The following is a 20,024-nucleotide window of genomic DNA, read 5'->3' on the forward strand; positions in this document are numbered from 1 at the left end:
TATGGCAATCAACTTACAAAAAGGTCAGACGATTAACCTCCGCAAAAATGAACATGGAGAAGATGCGTATGATCTTTCCTCAGTAACCATAGGTCTGGGTTGGGATGTTCGAAGATCCGGAAATTTTTTCAACCGTCTGTTTGGGGTCAGCGATGGTCCGGAATATGATCTTGATGCCATCGCTTTTCTTTTAGATAAAAACGGAAAAGTAGCAGATCTCGGAATGACGGTTCCCGGAAGAAACGGAAGAGAGATCGCTTTGTACAAAAGTGATGTTATCTACTTTAATGCGATGCGGCATCCGAGCGGAAAAATATGGCTCACCGGAGATAACAGAACCGGAGCCGGAGATGGCGACGACGAACAGATTATTGTGTTGCTGGATCAGTTGGATGAACGTTATCAGAAAATCGTTTTCGTGGTTTCAATTTACCAGGGATTGTTTAACAGGCAGCATTTCGGAATGATAGAAAATGCATTTATCCGCGCGGTAGATGCAAGAGGAAGAGAAATTACAAAATTCAGTCTTTCCGGCGATGCAGATATGAACGGAATGTGTTCTATGGTTTTTGCAGAAGTTTACCGCCACAACGGCGACTGGAAATTCCGCGCCATCGGAGAACCGCACCGGACGGATAATTTTATTGAGGTTTTGGTGCCTTACACCTATAAGTAAAAAAGTATGCTGAAAATGCATACTTTTTTATTTCAATCCGATTTTCAGTCCCATTTCCTTTTTCATATACAGCAAAACTTCTGCATTTCCTCGTGCATCATCAACCGGATGATGGGTGTGTTCTGTTTTTCGTAAATGTTTCCACTGGGCAAAAGTGTCTTTTTCCAGTCCGCAATACAGATCCGCAAGTCTTCTGGAGGAAAAACCGAATGGATTTCTCCCGATGAAATGGTGAAAATACCAGCAGATAAACATCCAATCGAAGCCGTTATTATCACTGATGAAAACAGGTCTTCCTTTAGAATTTTCTTTAATCCATTCTTCAAATTTCAGCATCACTTCTTTGGGATCATCAAAATCCATTGTTTCTTCCCGCGTTAAACCGGAAACTGCCAATGCATCCGGATTGAATTTCTCTGAAATAGGTTTCAGTTTTCCGTAAAAGGTGGTTTCCAGATTTTCATCCACTAAAACGGCTCCAAAACAGACCATTGAAAAATCGCCCGGAATCGGTCCGTCTGATTCTATATCGACCATAATATAACTCATGCAATTGTATTTTAAATTTTAAAGAAACGAATATATAGAAAATTGCCTTCGGAAATTAAATATTTACAAAAGTTCAAAAAAACTTCTTTTGCCGATCTTAATTTTTATTCCTTTCTCTAATTTAATTTCTTCATTCGGATCGGTCATTTTTATATTATTGATCTGAATTCCACCGTTTTCAATCAGTCTTCGGATGAAAGATTTGCTTTCGTTACTTTTCAGTTGATGGCATAATTCTGTTAAAGTCATTTTATGCTGAATATGGTGGAGAGAGTCAATGAAGACCGGTTCAAAAACTTTTTCTTCAAAATTTTTACTCTGGAACTGATTCATAAAAAACAACTCTGCATTTTCAGCCGATTCTGCGTTATGATATTGTGTGATGATATTTTTAGCGATCAGCTTTTTAATATTCATTGGATTTTCACCGTTTACGATATTTTGCTTTAAACTTTTCTTCTCTTCTGGAGAAAAATCAGTGGTGAGCTCAATAAATTCATCAATTAAAGAATCTGGAATCGACATCGTTTTCCCGAACATTTCATTCGGCTCGTCGGTTAATCCGATGATGTTATTCAGGGATTTGCTCATTTTTTCTTTTCCGTCAAGCCCTTTCAGCAAAGGCATACACATCACAATCTGCGGAGATTTTCCGTGACTTTCCTGTAATTGTCGTCCCATCGTACAGTTAAAAAGCTGGTCGGTTCCGCCCATTTCAATGTCACATTCAATTTGTACAGAATCAAATCCCTGCAAAACAGGGTACACCAGTTCATGCATTGCAATAGGTGTATTTTCTGAAAACCTTTTATTGAAATCATTTCTGTGCATCAGTTGCGCAACCGTCACTTTCGACATCAGTTGGATCATTTCCGAAAAATTCAGCGCATCCAGCCATTCCGAATTAAAGAAAATTTTTGTTTTTTCCATATCAATAACTTTTGAGAGCTGACTGATGTACGTTTCCGCATTATGATGAACTTCTTCAGCGGTTAAAGGTTTTCTCGCCTTGTTTTTTCCTGTTGGATCGCCGATTCTTGCGGTAAAACTTCCGACAATGATTACAATCTGATGTCCCAGATCCTGAAATTGTTTCAGTTTTTTCAAAACAACTGCGTGTCCAAGATGCAGATCCGGAGCAGTGGGATCAAAACCCAGTTTGATGATTAGCTTTCTGTTTTCTTTTTCGGCTTGCTGAATTTTCTCTTCCAGTCCGTTTTCCGGCAGAATGATTTCTACATTTTCTTTTAATTTTCTGATCATATTTTTAATTTTTAAGCATGAAAAAACCCGAACAAAACTGTCCGGGTTCTATGATATTTTTAGATTAAATTTCTACTGAATATGGTTATAGAAGTCTTCCCGAACGGTTATCCGGGTAATAATAATTGCTGAAAAAAGGAAGACGCAATATGTTGTTTAAGTGCTTCATGAATGCAAATATAGAATTTTATTAAAAGATCATTTGTTTTTTCTTCAGAAAATCTTCGACTTTTCTTTCAAAGTCATGGAAATTCTGTACAAGAAAGGCACCGCTTCTTTTTTCTGAAAATTCTTTATCATTAAGCAGTAAATAAGTCTTTTTCAGTTGAAGGTAACAAAGCAAAACAAATTGTTTTATTTTAACTTCGAACTGAGTTTCCAGTTTAAAATTCAACTGTCCTCCGTAAGATTCTTCAAAATAATATATAGAAATAATGGCTTTATGCTGTTTATCCTTTATTCGTTTTATTTCAAATTTACATCCTCCCGGTTCGTTGTACCAGATAAATTCAGTTTCCCATTTGTCTTGTATCAGATCCAGAACGGCATACATGATTTCTGAATAAGGATTGTTAAAAACATGAGTAATTACATAATTAAAACTTCTTCCATGAATGTAAAGCAGAAATTCACTCCATCCGGAAGGAAGAAGGATCAAAAGCATATCCAATTCATCCGATTGGATTATTTTTTGGTTATTTCTCATTTGAATTATTAATCGTTTTTAAAGTTTCATGATATAACCTTTATAAAACTTTGTACAGTCATACAGCTTTTCAAAATCAGGATAGTTTTTTTCATGGGAAAAATCGTTATTTTTTGCATGAAATTCCTGTTCTGCCAAAGAATACAGATCTTTATGATTTAATTGTAAATAATCCGACAGATAATTTTCATTTTTCTGATCTACTAATCCTGTAAAAAATATTCCGTAGATCAGAAAACGGTTGAAATCTTCCGCTTTGCATTTGTACCCTAAATGTTGCATTGAATATTTTTCATAATCTGAAAGAATTTGGTTAAAATTTTCAACTTGTAAAGAATCATTTATTTCATAAAAAATATCAAATCCGTGTACGAAAAGCTGGGTTTTCATTTCTTCAGGATCGGAAGTGTATTCTGATGCAAACCAATTGAAAATATCTTCCACTTCTTCTTTATTAAGATTTTCTGCATTCTCCTGAACTTTCTTTTTTATAAGCTCAAAACTTGTTTTCTGATCTTTTTTTAAAAACTGAAGCGCAGTTTCTTCTTCGCGGCAGAGTTTGTTGTACAGATTGATCTTTGCGGCAACAGGATTGTTTTTGATGAAATAAAGTTTTTCTGCCATAATCTTATGTATTGCCTTATTTTTCAGCAAATTTCATAACTAAGGTAGTGAAAAATTTCATATAAAAAAGCAGAGTGGTATTATTTCATACACTCTGCCGATGATTTTTAAATTTAATTTTATTATTTACTGAAAGCAGTCAGCCGTTTTAGTTCATCCTTTAAAATCACTTCTTCGATGGCTTTTTTAATCATGCTGCGAACTATGGAAAGCGGATGATGGGGAAAATCATTGTCATACTCCTCTGTTTCGGATTTATTCATAAGAGCACCCTCTTTAAAGGAAGGATCGTAGGGATCTTCAAACCAGTTTTTCAGTCCATTATCATCAAATGTAACTTCGCCGTTTTGGAGAAATCTGTTTAGTACCAGATTATCTCTCATCCCTGTTGTTCCGACTTCAACAGCTTGGGTTTTAATTACAAAACTGCAGTTTTCAAAAGGAATAGTAACGGATGCAAGATAGCTCATCCCTTGTTCAGGTTGAGGGATTTTAAAAATAGTCTTTACACTCGGAATATTATGAAGGTTAAATGTTGATACCTCAACAATGCCTCCACCGGAAGCAGAAACTGAGTGCCTGTGAAAGTTTCTTAATTCATCAATATTTTTAACAGTCGGTAAATCCGGCGGAATGTTGAAAAAGTACAGAGAAATCAATGCGCTTTGTTCAGGATTTACCCAGACGATCTGAGCGTCATTTTGTTCAACGATTTCCCAGCCGAAAGTTGGGATAGAAATAGAATTGATGGTAACTTCAGGCTTTTTTCTTTTAAGGAAAGTAAACATAGGTATCTTGTTTTTGTTTTTAAAGTTTCTGATGTGCCGTTTTAAGGAATTTTATCAGTTCGGCAAGTCCGTTTTGGGAAAACTGTATTTCATTCTGGCTGTAGAATGTAGCAGGCAATTTCAGATAATATTCCCATGTTTTTACATCTGCATGGTAGTTGCTTCCTGTTTCGATATTGCTTTTGGTGGTGTATTTGTATTTGGTGTCGTTTTCAGGTTTGGAAGATGAGTTCTGCTGAATTTTTTCAAGCGCATTGATGAGTTTTTCGACTTCATCTTTTTCCAGAGTAATGGTCTTTCTGGAAATATTATCGAAAGTTTCGGAAAGTGTCATGATGCCTAAAACGCTCAGCGAAGAATCATCCGACAAATCTTTAAGAACAATTTTCTGAAAATGAAGGTCTTTAAAGTCACCAAGCTTTATGATTTCTTTTTGAACAACCGTTTCTTTTTTTGAGCTGAAGTTTTGATAATTTTTCTCCAGACCTACAGTCGAAGGTTTTACAGTCGGAATCTGTGCTTTAAGGGCTGAAAAAATGATAATAAAAAATGCTGAAATAATTGTTTTCTTCATAGGAGGTGGTTATTATTTATGTTTTTTAAAAATGCTGAAATTACAGAAAAATTGGGAATTGATTAGTAAACCGAATCATTATTTTAGATAAAATTATCAACGAGACTGAGGGTCAAAATGAGCTTTAAAAGTAAGCGGATCTTCTGTTTTGTCTTCCGCAATTTCCAAAAATTCATGATATTCTTCAGGATGCTTTCCCATATAAGTCATCACAATTGCAAGATTAATAAACAGATTCTTATCCGCGGAACCCAGATTTAATGCCTTATGAAGATGTTTTAAAGCCTGCTCGTCTTCTCCCATATCAGAATAGATTGCAGCAATGTTGATTAAAGCGGAAGTATTTTCCGGTTCAAGCGCTAAAATTTCATCCAGTTCTTTGATTAAAAGATCGTTAATTGCATCCCAATGATCTTCATTTTCCCATCTTTTTGCCTGGAGTTTTTTTACGTTTTGGAGTCTGTGGATTGTTTTATTCATGGCGTAAAATTATGAAATTGTAAATGTTTATTTATGTTTTTCAAATAGCCATTTTGGAATTTCATCTGTAATGTGCAAAAGTTTGATTGATAGTGAAGATTAATAAAAGAATAATTAGATTCTGTTGAAATTTTAATTTATGCATGAGTGTTTTTATTGCGGTTTAAAATACATATTATTTTTCAATGAATAATTCATATGCTGTATTTTTCAATCAGGCTTTATGGTTACAAAATTTTTGTATAATGAATTACTTTCATCAGGAATTAAACCTTGTACTCGAAACCAAATTCAGATTTAATTTTGAAAACTCTTCATTCATACTTCATTTTAAAATCAAGTCCATTCTCATACTCCGCAGGATTTACGAAAGTAATAACTCCGATATCAGAATTCAGCCTCTGTTTTAAATCATTTAAATAAATTTCAGCTAAGGTAATGGTTCCGTCAATAGTTAAACTGAAGACCGTTTTATTATCATCAGTTATATTGACGCCAAACAAAATTCTATCAGGATTGTCAGTATATTGATTCCAGTAAAAGGTCTGGGCAACATGATCTTCATTTACAAAATAATCAATCATCTCTTTATTGCTGGTAAAGCCTTCTTCACTATCCATTCTGGAAGTATAATCTAAATTCAACGGTTCGTATTTAGGCAGATAAAGATTTAAAAGTTCGAAAATTTTTTCGGTTGATTTTCCGTCAAAATAAACCTGACAGACAATGTCTTTAATTAATTCCATGGTTTTAATTTCGAATTGGTTTAAAGCGGATTCTCAAATATAAATTTTAATTCTATGCAAAGTAAAAACAATTTTTAAGATGAAAGAGAACATGCATATTTTCGTTATGTGCGGATGATGAAACGTGCGGCTTCATAGCAGATGAAATCTGCCTCACTTTGCCTTAATTAAATATTTAGCTCTGAATATAAAGCTTTGTATTTCAGATTTATAATTAAATAATCGCTGAAAATTTCATCACGGATTTTTAAAATAAAACCATTAAGCTCAATAACTTAATGGTTTTATAAATGTTTTTATCCAAACGCTCTCTTCAGCAAACTCTCCACTTTCGGTTCGCTTCCTCTGAAATTCTTGTACAGTTCCATTGGATCTTTTGTACCGCCGGAAGAAAGTAGAATTTTATATTTTGCAGCGATTTCAGCATTGAAAATTCCGTTTTCCTTGAAATATTGAAACGCATCTGCATCCAGAACTTCCGCCCATTTGTAAGAATAATATCCCGCAGAATATCCACCCTGAAAAATATGTGAAAAACTCGGACTCATAGCGGTTTCAGGATTTGAAGGATATAACTGTGTTGCTTTTGTATATTCATCCTCAAACTCCTTTACACTTTTATTTTCCAACTCTTCAACTTTAGTATGGTAATTCATGTCCAGTAGCCCGAAACCAAGCTGTCTCAAAGTCTGGTAACCTTCCATAAAGTTTTTCGACTGTGCTATTTTCTCAATTTTTTCATCCGGCAAAACTTCTCCTGTTTTGTAATGTTTTGCGAACGTTTTTAAGAATTCCGGTTCGTAGCAGAAATTTTCAAGGAATTGAGAAGGCAGCTCCACGAAATCCCATTTTACGGAAGTTCCGGAAAGAGTAGGGTATTGCGTATCGGCAAGCATTCCGTGAAGGGCGTGACCAAATTCATGGAATAAAGTAGTCACTTCCTGAAACGTTAGTAAACTTGGAGTATCCTTCGTCGGCTTACTGAAATTACAAACGATAGAAATATGAGGACGGGAATTTTCGCCGTCTTTTTTGTACTGGTTTTTATAGCTCGTCATCCAGGCTCCCGCTCTTTTGCCTTTTCGTGGAAAATAATCTACATAAAGCAGCGCTTTGAAAGTTTTTTCAGAATGGTTGCTTCCATCTTCAATCTTCCCGCTCCCTGTTTCAAATACCTCATAAACCTTTACCTCTTCATGATATTTCGGAATATCGTTTCTTTCCTCAAAAGTTAATCCAAAAAGTTGTTCTGCCAATCCGAAAACCGCATCCTGAACCTGATTTAAAGGAAAATAAGGCTTTAATTCTTCATCATTAAGATCATATTTTGCTTTACGGAGTTTTTCAGCATAAAAAGCGTGGTCATAGCCTTGTATTTCTTCAATTCCGTCTGCTTTTGCCAAAGATTTCAACTCTTCAATTTCTTTATCGGCATAAGGTTTTGCTTTGGTTAAAAGTTCGTTCAGAAAATCGATAACTTTTGTCGGAGATTTTGCCATTCTTTCCTCCAGAACATAATCTGCGTAGTTTTTATAGCCTAATAATTCCGCTTTTTGCTGTTTTAAAGAAAGAAGATATTTAATTAAATTCTGATTATCAAATTCTCCGCTGTCGAAAGACTTTTTACCGTTCGCCAAAGCAATTTCCTTTCTCAATTCGCGGTTTTCAGCATATGTCATGAACGGAATATAACTTGGATATTGCAGCGTTACCACCCATCCTTCCAGATTTCTTTCTTTGGCTTCTTCTGCATATTGTTCCAGAATAGCTTCCGGAATTCCCGCAAGATCTTCTTTATTGGTGATATGTTTAAAATAATTATTCGTCGAAGCCAATACATTCTGCCCGAACTTAAGTGATTTTAAAGACAAATCCATGCTGATTTTCTTTAATTTCTCTTTGTCTTCTTCATTTAATAAAGCACCGCTTCTCACAAAACCTTTGTACGTTTCATTCAGAAGCATTTCCTGCTCTTCGTTGAGGTTATATTTCTCTTTTTCATCGTACACTTTTTTAATTTTACTGAAAAGAGCTTCGTTTTGAGAAATTTTTGAAGAATATTCTGTTAAAATCGGAGAAACTTCCTGTGCGATCTTTTGGATTTCATCGCTGGTTTCTGCCGAATTTAAATTGAAAAATATATTGGAAACCACATCAAGCTGTTCGCCGGAATAAGCCAATGCTTCAATTACATTTTCGAAAGTCGGGGCATCCTCATTATCAACGATAGCGTTAATTTCTTCTTCAGATTTCTGAATTAAATCTTTAAAAGCTGGAAGGTAATCTTCGTTTCTGATCTTATTAAATGGAGCTGAATGATATGGTGTGGTGAATTTTTCTGTTAAAATATTCATATTCTGATTTTTAATTATTGTAAATTTAATGATTCTCCGGAACCGACAGCGAAAAAGCTCAAAAATGATGCCTGAAAGGAAGTTGTGACAAAATTTGACGCTATTGTATAATCTTGTCATATGGAAAGTTAAGATGAAGCCAGATTGATTAATTTTGACAGCAAATTGAAGTGTCCTTATCATAAAAATTATAACCCTAAATTTTAATAACGATGAAAAAATTTTTAAAAGTTCTTGGTATCATTTTACTATTAATTGTTGTTTATGCTTTAATCGCAATGGTGGCATTCGGCAAAAACTATCATTACGAAAAATCGATGGTGATGAATGCTCCGAAAGAGAAAGTCTGGAAACAGATCAGTTCCATGAAAGCCTTTAATCAGTGGAATCCGTGGATGAAGCTGGATCCGAATATGAAAATTGTGTATTCCGGAAACGAAGGTCAGGTTGGAGATAAGTATTGCTGGGACAGCAAAAATGATGATGCAGGAGCAGGATGTCAGGAAATGAAAGAGTTGGTTACAGACCAAAAGCAGAAAACAGAAATGATTTTTGAAAGACCGTTTGCAGGACAGGCAACCTCAGAAATCGCTTTGTCTCCAGAAGGAAACGGAACAAAAGTAACCTGGACGATGGATACAGAGCAGGATCCGATGATGAAAATAATGCGGCCGATGATGGATTACCAAATGGGAAAATCCTACGAAGAAGGACTTAATAATCTGAAGAAATTAGTAGAAAAATAAAAAGAAAGCCTTGTGAAATTACTCGCAAGGCTTATTTATTTAATATTCTTTTTGACCTATTTCATTAATTGAATTGTAATTTCCTTCACCTTTCGGATTGGGACCATATTCATTCGGGCCATGGTCGCTATCTGCAAATAACATCCAAAGGGAATAAAAGGGAATGATTTGGAACCATCCTGAATTTCCTCTGTCGTGACATCTTTTTGCTCCTTGTGCTAACATAAACCACACTAAAGGAATAAGCAATAATAAAAAGATAATGAGAACAACTCCTGAAGGTTCTTCATTATTATTAATATTAAAATAAAAATTGAAGGGAACAGAAAATACTAAATAGATAAGATAGGATAGTCCATACTCTGTTCTTCTGATTCTTCCCTCGAAAGAAAATGGTGCTTTAAACATGGTATTTTTAGTTTTTATTCGTTTAAAAAACAAATGTAGAAATTATTTTAAAATTTCAGCACCATATTTGGAATTGTTATTTTATGTTAAGCCGAATAAGAATTATTGAAAAAATATTATCTTTATATAAAGATTTGATGTATGGAGAAGACCGTATTTGAGAAAAACAACATAAGAAATTATGTAAAAAACGTGATTGCCGAAAAGATCGAAAAATTAAAAAACTTCATAGAATTTACATTAGAAGCAAGTCGCGACATCAAAAAGACTCCGAAATATGACAGCATGAGAGAAGAGATGCAGGAAGAGATCTACCAGATGCAGCGTCAGTTGGGAGCGTTAAACGATTTAAAAAGAAATATGGCTAAAGTCCTGAATAATTCCACCGAAAAAGTTCAGTTGGGATCTTTGGTCATTACGAATAAAGCAAGGTTTTATATTTCGGTTTCCTTGGGAGAATTCTTTTTTGAAGGCGACCGGTTCTATGCCATTTCTTCCGAAAGTCCGATGGCAAAGAAAATGATGGGCATGAAACCCGGCGATGAATTTACACTGAATAAAATTCACCAGAAAATTATTGAGGTCATTTAATAATGATGAATGATGAATTTTTCAAACTAAACACTTGCTGTCATTCTGAATGGTGCGCAGCGGAGTGAAGAATCTATTTAGTGATATTAACGTTGAATATTCGTAAGAACGACAAATAAACTTTTAAAATAAACGGATAATCTAACTTATCAATAATTAAAAACTATCAGCTATCAACAGTCAGCCATCAACTTTTTCGTAATTTTGCGCTCATGAATAAAGCAGAAGTTTTAAAAGAAATCATAGAGCAAAGAAGAAGTATATTTCCAAAAGATTATTCGGATACAGAAATTTTACAGGAAATTCTTGACGAAATTTTACATTCGGCAACTTTGGCTCCCAATCATAAACGTACAAAACCCTGGCGTTTCAAAATATTCAGAGGGGAAGAAAAAGCAAAACTGGCTTTAGAAATGCAGTCGATTTACAAATCTACCCAACCCGAAACACTTTTTTTAGAAAAAAAATACAACGATATTGGTTTTAAAATCAATAAAGCAGATACCGTAGTTTCCATTGTTGTCAATTTCAGCGGAATGGTTCCGGAATGGGAAGAAATCGCAGCGGTTTCCATGGCTGTTCAGAATATGTATCTTACCTGTACTGCAAATAATATCGGATGTTACTGGAGTTCTCCGAAAATTGTAGACCATCTGAAAGAATCTTTAACCATTGAAGAAAACCAGAAGTGTTTAGGGTTTCTGTATATGGGAGTGATCTAATTTTATTTGATAATGAAAATCTTATAATGAGATTTATGGTAAGGATATGAGCGGTAATTTTCCCCGATATAACGGTCTATAATATTAAGTCCCATATCTTTACTGCTTTTGTTTGGCTCTGTAGATTTTTCGTCACTTGTAATGATAAACTTAGGTTTATTCTTGGTAAGTTCGTCAACTATTGTCTGCTGTCCTTTTTTAGTATTGGCAATTCCGGGGTGCAGTTCACTGTATTTTGTTGCAATTTTTCCTGGAGAAAAATAGTATAAAATCAGGTGATTAATCAAAAACTGATCATGATTGTCAACACCAATATAAAGGTAATCTTGCTTTTTTACATTGTTCTGAATAAAAAAGATAACATCCGTTAAATCTTTATCACTTTTTAAATAAGGCATTGTAAAAAGATTTACGGTATTATAATCCCTTGTATTATGCCGATATATTTTTTTAACGGAAACAAAAAGAAGGATTACAGCTGTTGTATATTTAATCCATTCTGGTAGAGTAAAACATAAATTTTTAAAGAATGAACGGATATAGTAAATTCCTATGATACATGCAAAAAATAATACAGGCAAAGAATGTATCGTATCGGCTCTGTTAAACAGCTGATTCAAAAATAAAAATCCACTAAAAATTACGACCAGCAGTTTGTAATTGGGCTTTTGCTTCTCGGATCCCGTTATCTTTCGATATTCAGTAAACAAAGCAAATACGAATAATAAAGGATACAAGTAATATGTTGATTTTATTGGAATTACCCTGTATTGTTTAATCAGAGAGCCGGGCTCAGCAATGAGAGTCTGAAAATATAGACTGATTTCCTGGGAAGTAAATATTGCATAATATGTACAAGCCGCTAATAATAAGCTAACTCCGGCGAATAATAAAATTTTCCGGAATAATTCTTTATCAAAAAATATGGATACAGCAAGAATTAGAATATAAGAAATAAAGGAATATACGAAAAAATCTATTCTGAATAGTGCCGTAACCTGAAGAGCTAAAAAAGACAGAAACAGGATGTGAGATTTTCTTTTATCTAAATAGCTGAAAAATAACAAGTATGATATACTGATACAGATTAATGCGGTATAGATAGGAGGGAAAAAAAGGAAATCAGATTTGGAATTAAGATAATAGCAAAATATCAGAGAAGAAAAAGCTGCTGTTTTCGAAGATTTAATAAGGTTTCTGACAATAAAATAGAAGAAACTTCCAAATGATATTCCGATTAAAAATTCCAGACACCTTACCGAAAGCAGATTTCCTCCAAAAATTTTCATCCAGGATTCGAAAATCCAGTATTGACCTTTCGGATAAATAGTCCAGAAATCTTTTAGATACGTTTCTCCCTGAAGCAATCTTTTGGCATTAACCAAAACAATTCCTTCATCATAAACGTTTAATGGGGAACAAAAAACCTGGAAAAAGAAAAGAAAGGCGATGAAAAAATAAATATAAATATTTTTACAGACATTCATTTCGAAGACATTAATCACAAATATATAAACAGTTTTAAGAATTGAAAATTATTAGGTGGAATATTTGAAAAAAAATATTATCTTTGCACTCTTAAATATTTAACTGGGACGAGTTCCCGTAAAATTCAAACATTATGTCAGTAAAAATCAGATTACAAAGACACGGATCTAAAGGAAGACCTTTTTTCCACATCGTGGTTGCAGATTCTAGAGCAAGAAGAGATGGTAAATTCATCGAGAAACTAGGAACATACAACCCAATTACAAACCCTGCAACTATCGATTTGAACGTTGATTCTGCTGTAAAGTGGTTAAACAACGGTGCTCAGCCAACTGATACTGCAAGAGCTATTCTTTCTTACAAAGGGGCGCTTTACAAAAAACACTTACAAGGTGGTGTTGCTAAAGGAGCTTTTGATGAGGCTGAAGCTGAAAAAAGATTCAATGCTTGGGTAGAAGCTAAAGAAGCTAAAGTACAAGGTAAAGTGGACGGTTTGGCTACTGCTAAATCTGATGCTAAAAAAGCTGCTTTAGAAGCTGAAGCTAAAGTAAACGAAGCTAGAGTTGCTGCTGCTGCACAGGCTGAAGCAGACGCTAAAGCTGCTGAAGAAGCTGCAAATGCACCTGCTGAAGAAACTACAGAAGGAGAAGCTGCTGCTGAATCTACAGAAGAAAATACTGAAGCTTAAGAAAAATCCGGTATGCGTAAAGAAGATTGCTATTTATTAGGAAAAATCACGCGCAGACACGGACTTGCGGGAAACGTTATCCTTAAACTGGATACCGATCAGCCCGAGCTTTACAATAAACTGGAATCAATATTCGTTGAAATCAACGGATTATTGGTTCCTTTTTTTATTGAAAAATCATCCTGGAGTAAATTGGATGCTCTTAATATTGCCTTTAAAAATTCCTCGGAAGCTTTAGTGGATCAGTCCTTGGGGAAAAATGTCTATCTTCCTCTCTCAAGTTTACCAAAACTTACCGGAAAGCAATTTTATTACCATGAAATCATCGGGTACAATATCCATGATGAAAATGATAACGACTGTGGAGTGATCCGTTCCGTAAACGATCAGACAGCGCAGGTTTACTTTATCACCAATCTCGACGGAAAAGAAGTGGTAATCCCTATCATCAAAGACTGGATCTTAGAAGTGAACAGAGATGAAAGATTCATCAAAATGCATCTTCCGGAAGGTCTTATTGATGTTTTCTTGGTTCCTTCCAAGAAAGACGAATAGTTTTACAAATAATTTTACTGCTTACATTTTAGTATTCAGTTTCTTTTTCAAATCCTCAATCTGAGTATACATTCGGTTAAAAAATATTTTTCGGTCCCGGTTTCCCGAAGTATTCATCGATTTTGAATTTTTTATCTGATGCTCAAAATAATTCAGTGTTTCGGTACATGTCTTTTCATCGTTAATCAGAATATAGCCAAACATATTGGTCGGAATAGCAAACAGTGACTGTTGAGGATGATGAAAAAAGATGTCATTGGAAAGATGCATCAGTTCATTTTCATATAATTGAAATTTAAGATTGTTTTCTGTTTTTTCCTCAATATACTGTATAAGTTCCGTTAATTCATTTAAAATAATCCGAGCCTCACTCTGTTTCAGGTGTCCCGTTTCAGAATAAAACAAAATTTGCTGTAGGATGCTCGAAATGGTACTATTATTCCATAACTCAATAACATTCTGTTCCTCATATTTCTTCCTGAGTTCTTTTGTGTCGAGCTTAAAATCGGGAGGCGAAAACTGCAGAAAAGGAATGAAAACCTGTTTGGAATTAAGCAAATTCATCCATACATATACTTTAAAACGAGAAAGCATCGAATCTGAAAGCGTGTAGAAAAACGGAATGTCTTTCGCCGAATAATAGATCGTCATTCCTTTTGAAAGAGGAAGGTTTTCAAACACATTGAGATTGTTCTGGAAAAATGATTTTAAATCTTCTGTTTCCATAACAACACTTGTTTTTCTTACTATAATCTGCCGGTCAGAAGTCTGAAACTGATCCAGAGAAATCTGAAAATACTTTGCCAGTTCCAAAGCTTCCTCTAAACTGAATTTTGCTTTCAGGGAAGTTCTTCGGTGTGCCGCATCGTAGCTGATGTTAAGAATATTGGCAATTTCGTCATTTAACGATCTGTCACCAATTTTCTTTCGGATTTCTTTAAGCAAACGTTCCTGATACATAGTTTTGCGATTTTCACAAATTTAGATTTTTATTTTAATTTTTTTTCGCATTTATGAAACAGCTTTTCAAGTATAGCTTTGAGGTGTAATTTTTAAAATAAAAAATCATGAAAAATTTTGTATTAATCATTGCGCTGTCTTTTTGCAGTTTTGTAAACGCACAAATCGGCAACAAAAAAGACTGGGCAATTATAGGATCAATTATTTGCACTCGTCTCGAATTAACCATCATGAATGATAAATCTTTTCTTTCTTTCGGTCCGAAAATTCCTCTTAATGAAAATAATTATGTGAGTTTAAGAGGGCATTTCAATTGGTGGGATACACCGGAAAGAAAATTTATTGTTATTCCGGAACTGGATTATTTTTACAAAGTTGCAGATTTTAAAGAAAAAAGTATGATAACCAATTTGTATACCGGCGCCGGAATTACTCCATATGCGGTATCACCAAAATTTGGAATAGTTTTTTACCATTTTATTTCTGCTGAAGCGGGTTATAATATTGAATACGAACCTTATAAGTACTTTTCTACCTCAGGTTTCAGATTTTCTTTGGGATTTAATTTAGTCTTCTAAATCTTAAAAAAAACAATTGAAATGAAAACAATACCTTATCTATTAATCGCCACAAGATTTTGTTTGGCTCCAATCATCCTTTTGTTAGCTTATTTTAAAGGAGAGCAATCCCGATTTTTAATTTTAAGCTTAATGTATTTTGGTTTATTAACGGATATTTTCGACGGAATCATCGCACGAAAAGTGGGTGTTTCTTCCGAAAAACTTAGAAGATTAGACAGTCAGACCGATTTGGTATTCTGGCTATCTCTTGGATTTGCTTCTTACTTTTTGAATGCCGAATTAATAAAAAACGAATGGAAAGGAGTTGCTCTAATTTTCGTCATGGAAGCACTTTGCTATATAATAAGCTGGCTAAAATTCGGGAAAGAGACCTGTACTCACGCTTTTTTATCGAAAATGTGGGGACTGAGTTTGCTGATCGCTTTTACCTATTTAATTGGATTTCAACAGGCAGGATGGACTTTTTATCTTACCGTTATTTTAGGATTTGTTTCGCACATTGATGTAATTTTAATTATTTTAATCCTTCCCAAATGGCAATATGATGTTCCGAGTTCTTATCATGCATGGAAAATTAGGAAAGGAAAACAGAGAAAAAAATCGATTTTCTTTAATTGATTCTTATTTAAAGCATAATTTTTTGAGTAATTAATTGATAAATGAATTGAATTAAAACAGTGTAATCCTCAAATTGCGCTGTTTTTTTGTAACTTTGCAGACATTAATTTTTACAGAAAAATTTTAATCAACAAATGAAAAAGCAGACCATTAAGGAAATCCTACAGGATTACAAGAAAGTATTACATCATGACATTACGGTTTACGGTTGGGTAAGAACGTTCCGTGCGAATCGCTTCATTGCGCTTAATGATGGTTCTACGATTAATAATTTGCAGATTGTTGTTGATTTTGAAAATTTCGACGAAGAGATTATCAGCAAGATCAGTACAGCTTCTTCCCTTAAAATTGTAGGAGAAGTGGTGGAAAGTCAGGGAGCTGGACAGGCTGTTGAGATTTTAGCGAAAAAAATTACCATTTTAGGAGATAACTTCACGGAAGAAAGAGACAAAACGATTCTTCAGCCTAAAAAACACTCATTGGAAACTTTGAGAGATCAGGCGCATTTGAGATTCAGAACCAACTTGTTCGGAGCCGTTTTCAGAGTGCGTCATGCGGTGAGTTTTGCGGTACATTCTTTCTTTAACCAGAATCAGTTTTTCTACATCAACACGCCGGTAATTACGGGAGCCGATGCAGAAGGAGCCGGAGAAATGTTCGGGGTAACGAATTTTGATCTGAACAATATTCCGAGAGATGAGCAGGGAGACATCGATTTTGCTCAGGATTTCTTCGGAAGAAAAACAAATTTAACGGTTTCCGGACAGCTTGAAGGAGAAACTGCGGCGATGGGATTGGGAAGAATTTATACTTTCGGGCCGACTTTCCGTGCAGAAAATTCAAACACAACACGCCACCTTGCAGAATTCTGGATGATTGAGCCGGAAGTGGCTTTTAACAACCTTGAGGATAACATTGATCTTGCAGAAGATTTCTTAAAATATGTAATTAAATATGTATTGGATCACTGCAAAGACGATCTTGAGTTCTTAGACAAACGTTTTGAAGAAGAGCAAAAATCTAAGCCTGAAAAAGACAGAGCCAAAGAAGGTCTTATCGAAAAGCTTGAGAATGTGATTGCGAAACGTTTCAAGAGAGTTTCTTACACAGAAGCTATCGAGATCTTAATGAACTCAAAAGAAAATAAGAAAGGGAAATTCCAGTATCCGGTTGAAAACTGGGGAACCGATCTTCAGTCTGAGCACGAAAGATATCTGGTAGAAAAACATTTCGAAAGTCCGGTAGTTCTGTTTGATTATCCAAAAGAGATCAAAGCGTTCTACATGAAACTGAATGAAGACGGTAAAACCGTTGCTGCGATGGACGTTCTTTTCCCCGGAATCGGAGAAATCATAGGTGGTTCCGAAAGAGAAGCCAGACTGGATGTTCTTAAGCAGAAAATGGCAGAAATGCATGTTGATGAACACGAATTATGGTGGTATTTAGATACAAGAAAATTCGGTTCTGTTCCACACGCAGGATTTGGTCTCGGATTGGAAAGACTGGTTCTTTTCGTAACAGGAATGACGAACATCAGAGATGTAATTCCTTTCCCGAGAACGCCGAAAAACGCTGAGTTTTAATTTTTAATAAAAACATATAGAAAAATCCTTCTGATCTTATCGGAAGGATTTTTTTATTAACTTTACCTAAAATAATGATGATGAGTACAATTACCATACATACAGAAAACGAAAATCAGATCAATCTTCTGAAAGCTCTTTTGAAAGAGCTGAAAATTAATTTTGAGATTAATAAAGAAGAAAAACTTACTGAATGGCAGAAAGAGAAAATTCTAAAAGGAATTTCAGATATTTCTGAGGGGAAATTCTCATCAAGTGAGTCTGTAGCTGAAAAAGCAAGAACATGTTTAAAGTAATCTGGTCTCATCAGGCAGAATCAGATTATCTGGATACGCTTCAATATTGGATCAAACATAATAAATCGATAAAATATTCTTCAAAATTAATGGCAGAAGTTGAAAAAAAGGAAAAACTTATCGCCGAAAATCCGAATATAGGTTCTCCCTCTGAAATTGATGATGTGAAATATGTTTTGATTGATAAAAATTTTTCAATGTATTATCGGGTCAACAAAGAGGTTATTGAAATTCTTGCCTTTTGGGATAACAGAAGAGATCCGGAAAATTTGAATATATAAAAATTAAAAAGCCCTGAAAATCATGCTTCAGGGCTTTTGTTGTTTATTTTAAATAGCTTATTATACACTGTTGAGTACAAAAATCGTGCTAAAATTTAGTTTTGTCAAAAAAAAGTACTAAATTCGTAGAATATGTTATGTTAAAACACCAACTAGTAATATGCTAAAACAACACTTACAACTCAAATTAGGACAAAAGCTGGCTCCCCAGCAAATCCAATTGATGAAGTTGATCCAGCTTCACACATTGGAGTTTGAAGAGGAACTTGAGAGGGAGTTAGAAGAAAACCCGGCATTAGAGATCGCAAAAGAAGAATCTAAAGAGGATGATTATTCTTCTCTGGAAGATTCATATGAAACAGAAGGTACGGAAAGCATTGAAACAGATTTTGATGTAGACCAGTATCTTTACGATGATGAACCGAGCTATAAAACGTCTTCCAGTAACTATTCTTCCGATGATGAAGAATTTGATAATGAAAGTCTTTTAACGGAAGGACAATCATTATACGATTATCTTTTGGAGCAGATCCATCTTGCCAACATCAATAAAGAAGATTTGAAGATTGCGGAATATCTTATCGGGAATCTCGATACAGACGGATATTTAAGAAGAGAAATCAAATCTATTGTGGATGATCTTGCCTTTTCTCAGGGAATTTATACCACCAAAGAAAATGTAGAAGATATCCTTGAAAATTATGTGCAGAAGCTGGATCCTCCCGGAGTAGGAGCGAGAGGTCTTCAGGAATGTCTACTGCTGCAGATTGAGAAAAAAGTAAGTTCAGATAAAGCCGTTTCTCTGGCTGCCAATATTCTGAGACATCAGTTTGATGCTTTAACGAACAAGCACTACAACAAAATCATCCAGAAATACGATATTGAGGAAGAAGATTTGAAAGATGCGTTGGACGAAATTTCAAAATTATCTCCAAAAGTTGGCGGAAATTTCGATACTCAGACGATTACGATCAATCAGGAAATTATTCCGGATTTTGTAATTCAGGTAAAAGACGGACAGGTTATCCCGATGCTGAACAGCAAAAATGCACCTACGCTGAGAGTTTCAGAAGAATATAAAGATATTTTATCCACTTATTCTCACGATAAAAATTCTGCCGAACACAAACAGGCTGCTTTATTCATCAAACAAAAACTGGATGCAGCAAAATGGTATATTGATGCCATTAATCAGCGCCAGAATACATTATTGCAAACCATTACGGCTATTGTGAAGTTTCAGAAAGATTATTTCCTTACGGGAGATGAAAAATCTTTGAGACCAATGATTCTTAAGGATATTGCCGATATTACAGGCTTCGATATTTCAACGATTTCCAGAGTGGTAAAAAGCAAATATGCAGATACACCGAACGGGATTATTTACCTTAAAGATCTGTTCTCGGATAGTTTAACAAATGATGACGGAGAGGAAGTTTCTACAAAAGAAATTAAAACTCATCTTCAGGAAGTAATCAGCAAAGAAAATAAGAGAAAGCCTTTAACAGACGACGCTTTGGTGGTGATCTTAAAAGAGCAGGGATACAATATTGCGAGAAGAACAATTGCAAAATATCGTGAACAGCTTAATATTCCGGTAGCGAGATTAAGAAAAGAACTCTAAAATAACAGAAAAGCATTTCAAACCGAAATGCTTTTTTTATTGTTTTTTAATTATCCATAAAGTTGTATCTCATTCTGAAACAGCCTAAAAAGATTCGAACGAAGTTGAAAGAAACTCCATTCG

General features: G+C 34.6%; 24 protein-coding genes. 12 read left to right on the forward strand and 12 right to left on the reverse strand.

Annotation, left to right across the window (positions count from 1 at the left end; genetic code table 11):
- Position 1: 1 nt before the first annotated feature.
- Positions 2 to 676, forward strand: a complete 675-nt coding sequence (locus QWT87_RS14465; protein ID WP_302716750.1) for a TerD family protein — start codon at positions 2 to 4, stop codon at positions 674 to 676.
- Between the two features lie 27 nt (positions 677 to 703).
- Here the strand turns inward: QWT87_RS14465 and QWT87_RS14470 are convergent, their stop codons facing one another.
- The 9 genes from QWT87_RS14470 to QWT87_RS14510 all read right to left on the reverse strand — a co-directional run bounded on the left by QWT87_RS14470 (position 704) and on the right by QWT87_RS14510 (position 8,760).
- Positions 704 to 1,225: a 3'-5' exonuclease gene (locus QWT87_RS14470; RefSeq protein ID WP_302716752.1), complete on the reverse strand. Its 522-nt coding sequence runs from the start codon at positions 1,223 to 1,225 to the stop codon at positions 704 to 706.
- Between the two features lie 63 nt (positions 1,226 to 1,288).
- Positions 1,289 to 2,488 (reverse strand): tyrosine--tRNA ligase, encoded by a 1,200-nt coding sequence (gene tyrS / locus QWT87_RS14475; RefSeq protein WP_302716754.1) that lies wholly within the window; start codon positions 2,486 to 2,488, stop codon positions 1,289 to 1,291.
- A gap of 190 nt (positions 2,489 to 2,678) precedes the next feature.
- Positions 2,679 to 3,194: a hypothetical protein gene (locus tag QWT87_RS14480; RefSeq protein ID WP_087705944.1), complete on the reverse strand. Its 516-nt coding sequence runs from the start codon at positions 3,192 to 3,194 to the stop codon at positions 2,679 to 2,681.
- Positions 3,195 to 3,212: 18 nt separating this feature from the next.
- Entirely contained in the window at positions 3,213 to 3,818 is a 606-nt protein-coding gene (locus QWT87_RS14485) for a hypothetical protein (protein ID WP_087705942.1), read from the reverse strand.
- Between the two features lie 122 nt (positions 3,819 to 3,940).
- Complete coding sequence (locus tag QWT87_RS14490) at positions 3,941 to 4,606, reverse strand: hypothetical protein (RefSeq protein WP_087705941.1); 666 nt, start codon at positions 4,604 to 4,606, stop codon at positions 3,941 to 3,943.
- A 19-nt stretch (positions 4,607 to 4,625) separates the two neighbouring features.
- On the reverse strand, positions 4,626 to 5,180 hold the full coding sequence (locus QWT87_RS14495; protein WP_076396055.1) for a hypothetical protein: 555 nt from the start codon (positions 5,178 to 5,180) through the stop codon (positions 4,626 to 4,628).
- A gap of 96 nt (positions 5,181 to 5,276) precedes the next feature.
- Entirely contained in the window at positions 5,277 to 5,660 is a 384-nt protein-coding gene (locus QWT87_RS14500) for a tetratricopeptide repeat protein (protein ID WP_302716758.1), read from the reverse strand.
- Positions 5,661 to 5,974: 314 nt separating this feature from the next.
- A complete protein-coding gene (locus QWT87_RS14505; protein ID WP_302716761.1) occupies positions 5,975 to 6,406 on the reverse strand; it encodes a hypothetical protein in 432 nt (143 codons plus the stop codon).
- A gap of 296 nt (positions 6,407 to 6,702) precedes the next feature.
- Positions 6,703 to 8,760, reverse strand: coding sequence for a M3 family metallopeptidase (locus tag QWT87_RS14510; RefSeq protein WP_302716763.1), 2,058 nt, complete (start codon positions 8,758 to 8,760; stop codon positions 6,703 to 6,705).
- A gap of 212 nt (positions 8,761 to 8,972) precedes the next feature.
- On the opposite strand from QWT87_RS14510, the gene QWT87_RS14515 reads away from it, so the two are divergent.
- Positions 8,973 to 9,506: an SRPBCC family protein gene (locus QWT87_RS14515; protein WP_302716765.1), complete on the forward strand. Its 534-nt coding sequence runs from the start codon at positions 8,973 to 8,975 to the stop codon at positions 9,504 to 9,506.
- Between the two features lie 39 nt (positions 9,507 to 9,545).
- Here QWT87_RS14515 and QWT87_RS14520 read toward each other — a convergent pair whose 3' ends face one another.
- Positions 9,546 to 9,914: a DUF805 domain-containing protein gene (locus tag QWT87_RS14520; protein WP_302716767.1), complete on the reverse strand. Its 369-nt coding sequence runs from the start codon at positions 9,912 to 9,914 to the stop codon at positions 9,546 to 9,548.
- Between the two features lie 141 nt (positions 9,915 to 10,055).
- Between QWT87_RS14520 and QWT87_RS14525 the strand changes: the two genes are divergently transcribed.
- Entirely contained in the window at positions 10,056 to 10,505 is a 450-nt protein-coding gene (locus QWT87_RS14525; protein WP_076396041.1) for a GreA/GreB family elongation factor, read from the forward strand.
- 212 nt (positions 10,506 to 10,717) lie between these two features.
- Positions 10,718 to 11,227 carry a nitroreductase family protein gene (locus QWT87_RS14530; RefSeq protein WP_302716769.1) on the forward strand — a complete coding sequence of 170 codons (510 nt, stop codon included), beginning with the start codon at positions 10,718 to 10,720 and terminating at the stop codon, positions 11,225 to 11,227.
- 2 nt (positions 11,228 to 11,229) lie between these two features.
- Here the strand turns inward: QWT87_RS14530 and QWT87_RS14535 are convergent, their stop codons facing one another.
- Positions 11,230 to 12,714, reverse strand: a complete 1,485-nt coding sequence (locus QWT87_RS14535; protein WP_302716771.1) for a glycosyltransferase family protein — start codon at positions 12,712 to 12,714, stop codon at positions 11,230 to 11,232.
- A gap of 134 nt (positions 12,715 to 12,848) precedes the next feature.
- On the opposite strand from QWT87_RS14535, the gene QWT87_RS14540 reads away from it, so the two are divergent.
- Positions 12,849 to 13,403: a 30S ribosomal protein S16 gene (locus QWT87_RS14540; protein ID WP_087705922.1), complete on the forward strand. Its 555-nt coding sequence runs from the start codon at positions 12,849 to 12,851 to the stop codon at positions 13,401 to 13,403.
- 12 nt (positions 13,404 to 13,415) lie between these two features.
- Complete coding sequence (rimM, locus tag QWT87_RS14545) at positions 13,416 to 13,958, forward strand: ribosome maturation factor RimM (protein WP_116096879.1); 543 nt, start codon at positions 13,416 to 13,418, stop codon at positions 13,956 to 13,958.
- Between the two features lie 21 nt (positions 13,959 to 13,979).
- Here the strand turns inward: rimM and QWT87_RS14550 are convergent, their stop codons facing one another.
- Positions 13,980 to 14,918 carry a helix-turn-helix domain-containing protein gene (locus QWT87_RS14550; RefSeq protein WP_302716774.1) on the reverse strand — a complete coding sequence of 313 codons (939 nt, stop codon included), beginning with the start codon at positions 14,916 to 14,918 and terminating at the stop codon, positions 13,980 to 13,982.
- A gap of 107 nt (positions 14,919 to 15,025) precedes the next feature.
- Between QWT87_RS14550 and QWT87_RS14555 the strand changes: the two genes are divergently transcribed.
- From QWT87_RS14555 to rpoN, 6 genes are all read left to right on the forward strand, one after another.
- The gene (locus QWT87_RS14555; RefSeq protein ID WP_116096883.1) at positions 15,026 to 15,496 is read left to right on the forward strand and encodes a hypothetical protein; all 471 of its coding nucleotides are present in this window, start codon (positions 15,026 to 15,028) and stop codon (positions 15,494 to 15,496) included.
- Between the two features lie 21 nt (positions 15,497 to 15,517).
- Positions 15,518 to 16,117, forward strand: coding sequence for a CDP-alcohol phosphatidyltransferase family protein (locus QWT87_RS14560; RefSeq protein ID WP_116096885.1), 600 nt, complete (start codon positions 15,518 to 15,520; stop codon positions 16,115 to 16,117).
- A gap of 134 nt (positions 16,118 to 16,251) precedes the next feature.
- Entirely contained in the window at positions 16,252 to 17,700 is a 1,449-nt protein-coding gene (gene asnS, locus QWT87_RS14565; protein WP_076396013.1) for an asparagine--tRNA ligase, read from the forward strand.
- A 74-nt stretch (positions 17,701 to 17,774) separates the two neighbouring features.
- Entirely contained in the window at positions 17,775 to 17,996 is a 222-nt protein-coding gene (locus QWT87_RS14570; RefSeq protein WP_302716778.1) for a DUF2683 family protein, read from the forward strand.
- Complete coding sequence (locus QWT87_RS14575) at positions 17,984 to 18,277, forward strand: type II toxin-antitoxin system RelE/ParE family toxin (RefSeq protein ID WP_302716780.1); 294 nt, start codon at positions 17,984 to 17,986, stop codon at positions 18,275 to 18,277. The genes QWT87_RS14570 and QWT87_RS14575 overlap by 13 nt, the downstream gene beginning before the upstream one ends.
- Positions 18,278 to 18,437: 160 nt before the next feature.
- A complete protein-coding gene (rpoN, locus tag QWT87_RS14580) occupies positions 18,438 to 19,901 on the forward strand; it encodes an RNA polymerase factor sigma-54 (protein ID WP_087705908.1) in 1,464 nt (487 codons plus the stop codon).
- Positions 19,902 to 20,024: the final 123 nt, after the last annotated feature.

The sequence above is a fragment of the Chryseobacterium urinae genome (assembly GCF_030518295.1).
GTDB lineage: Bacteria > Bacteroidota > Bacteroidia > Flavobacteriales > Weeksellaceae > Chryseobacterium > Chryseobacterium mucoviscidosis.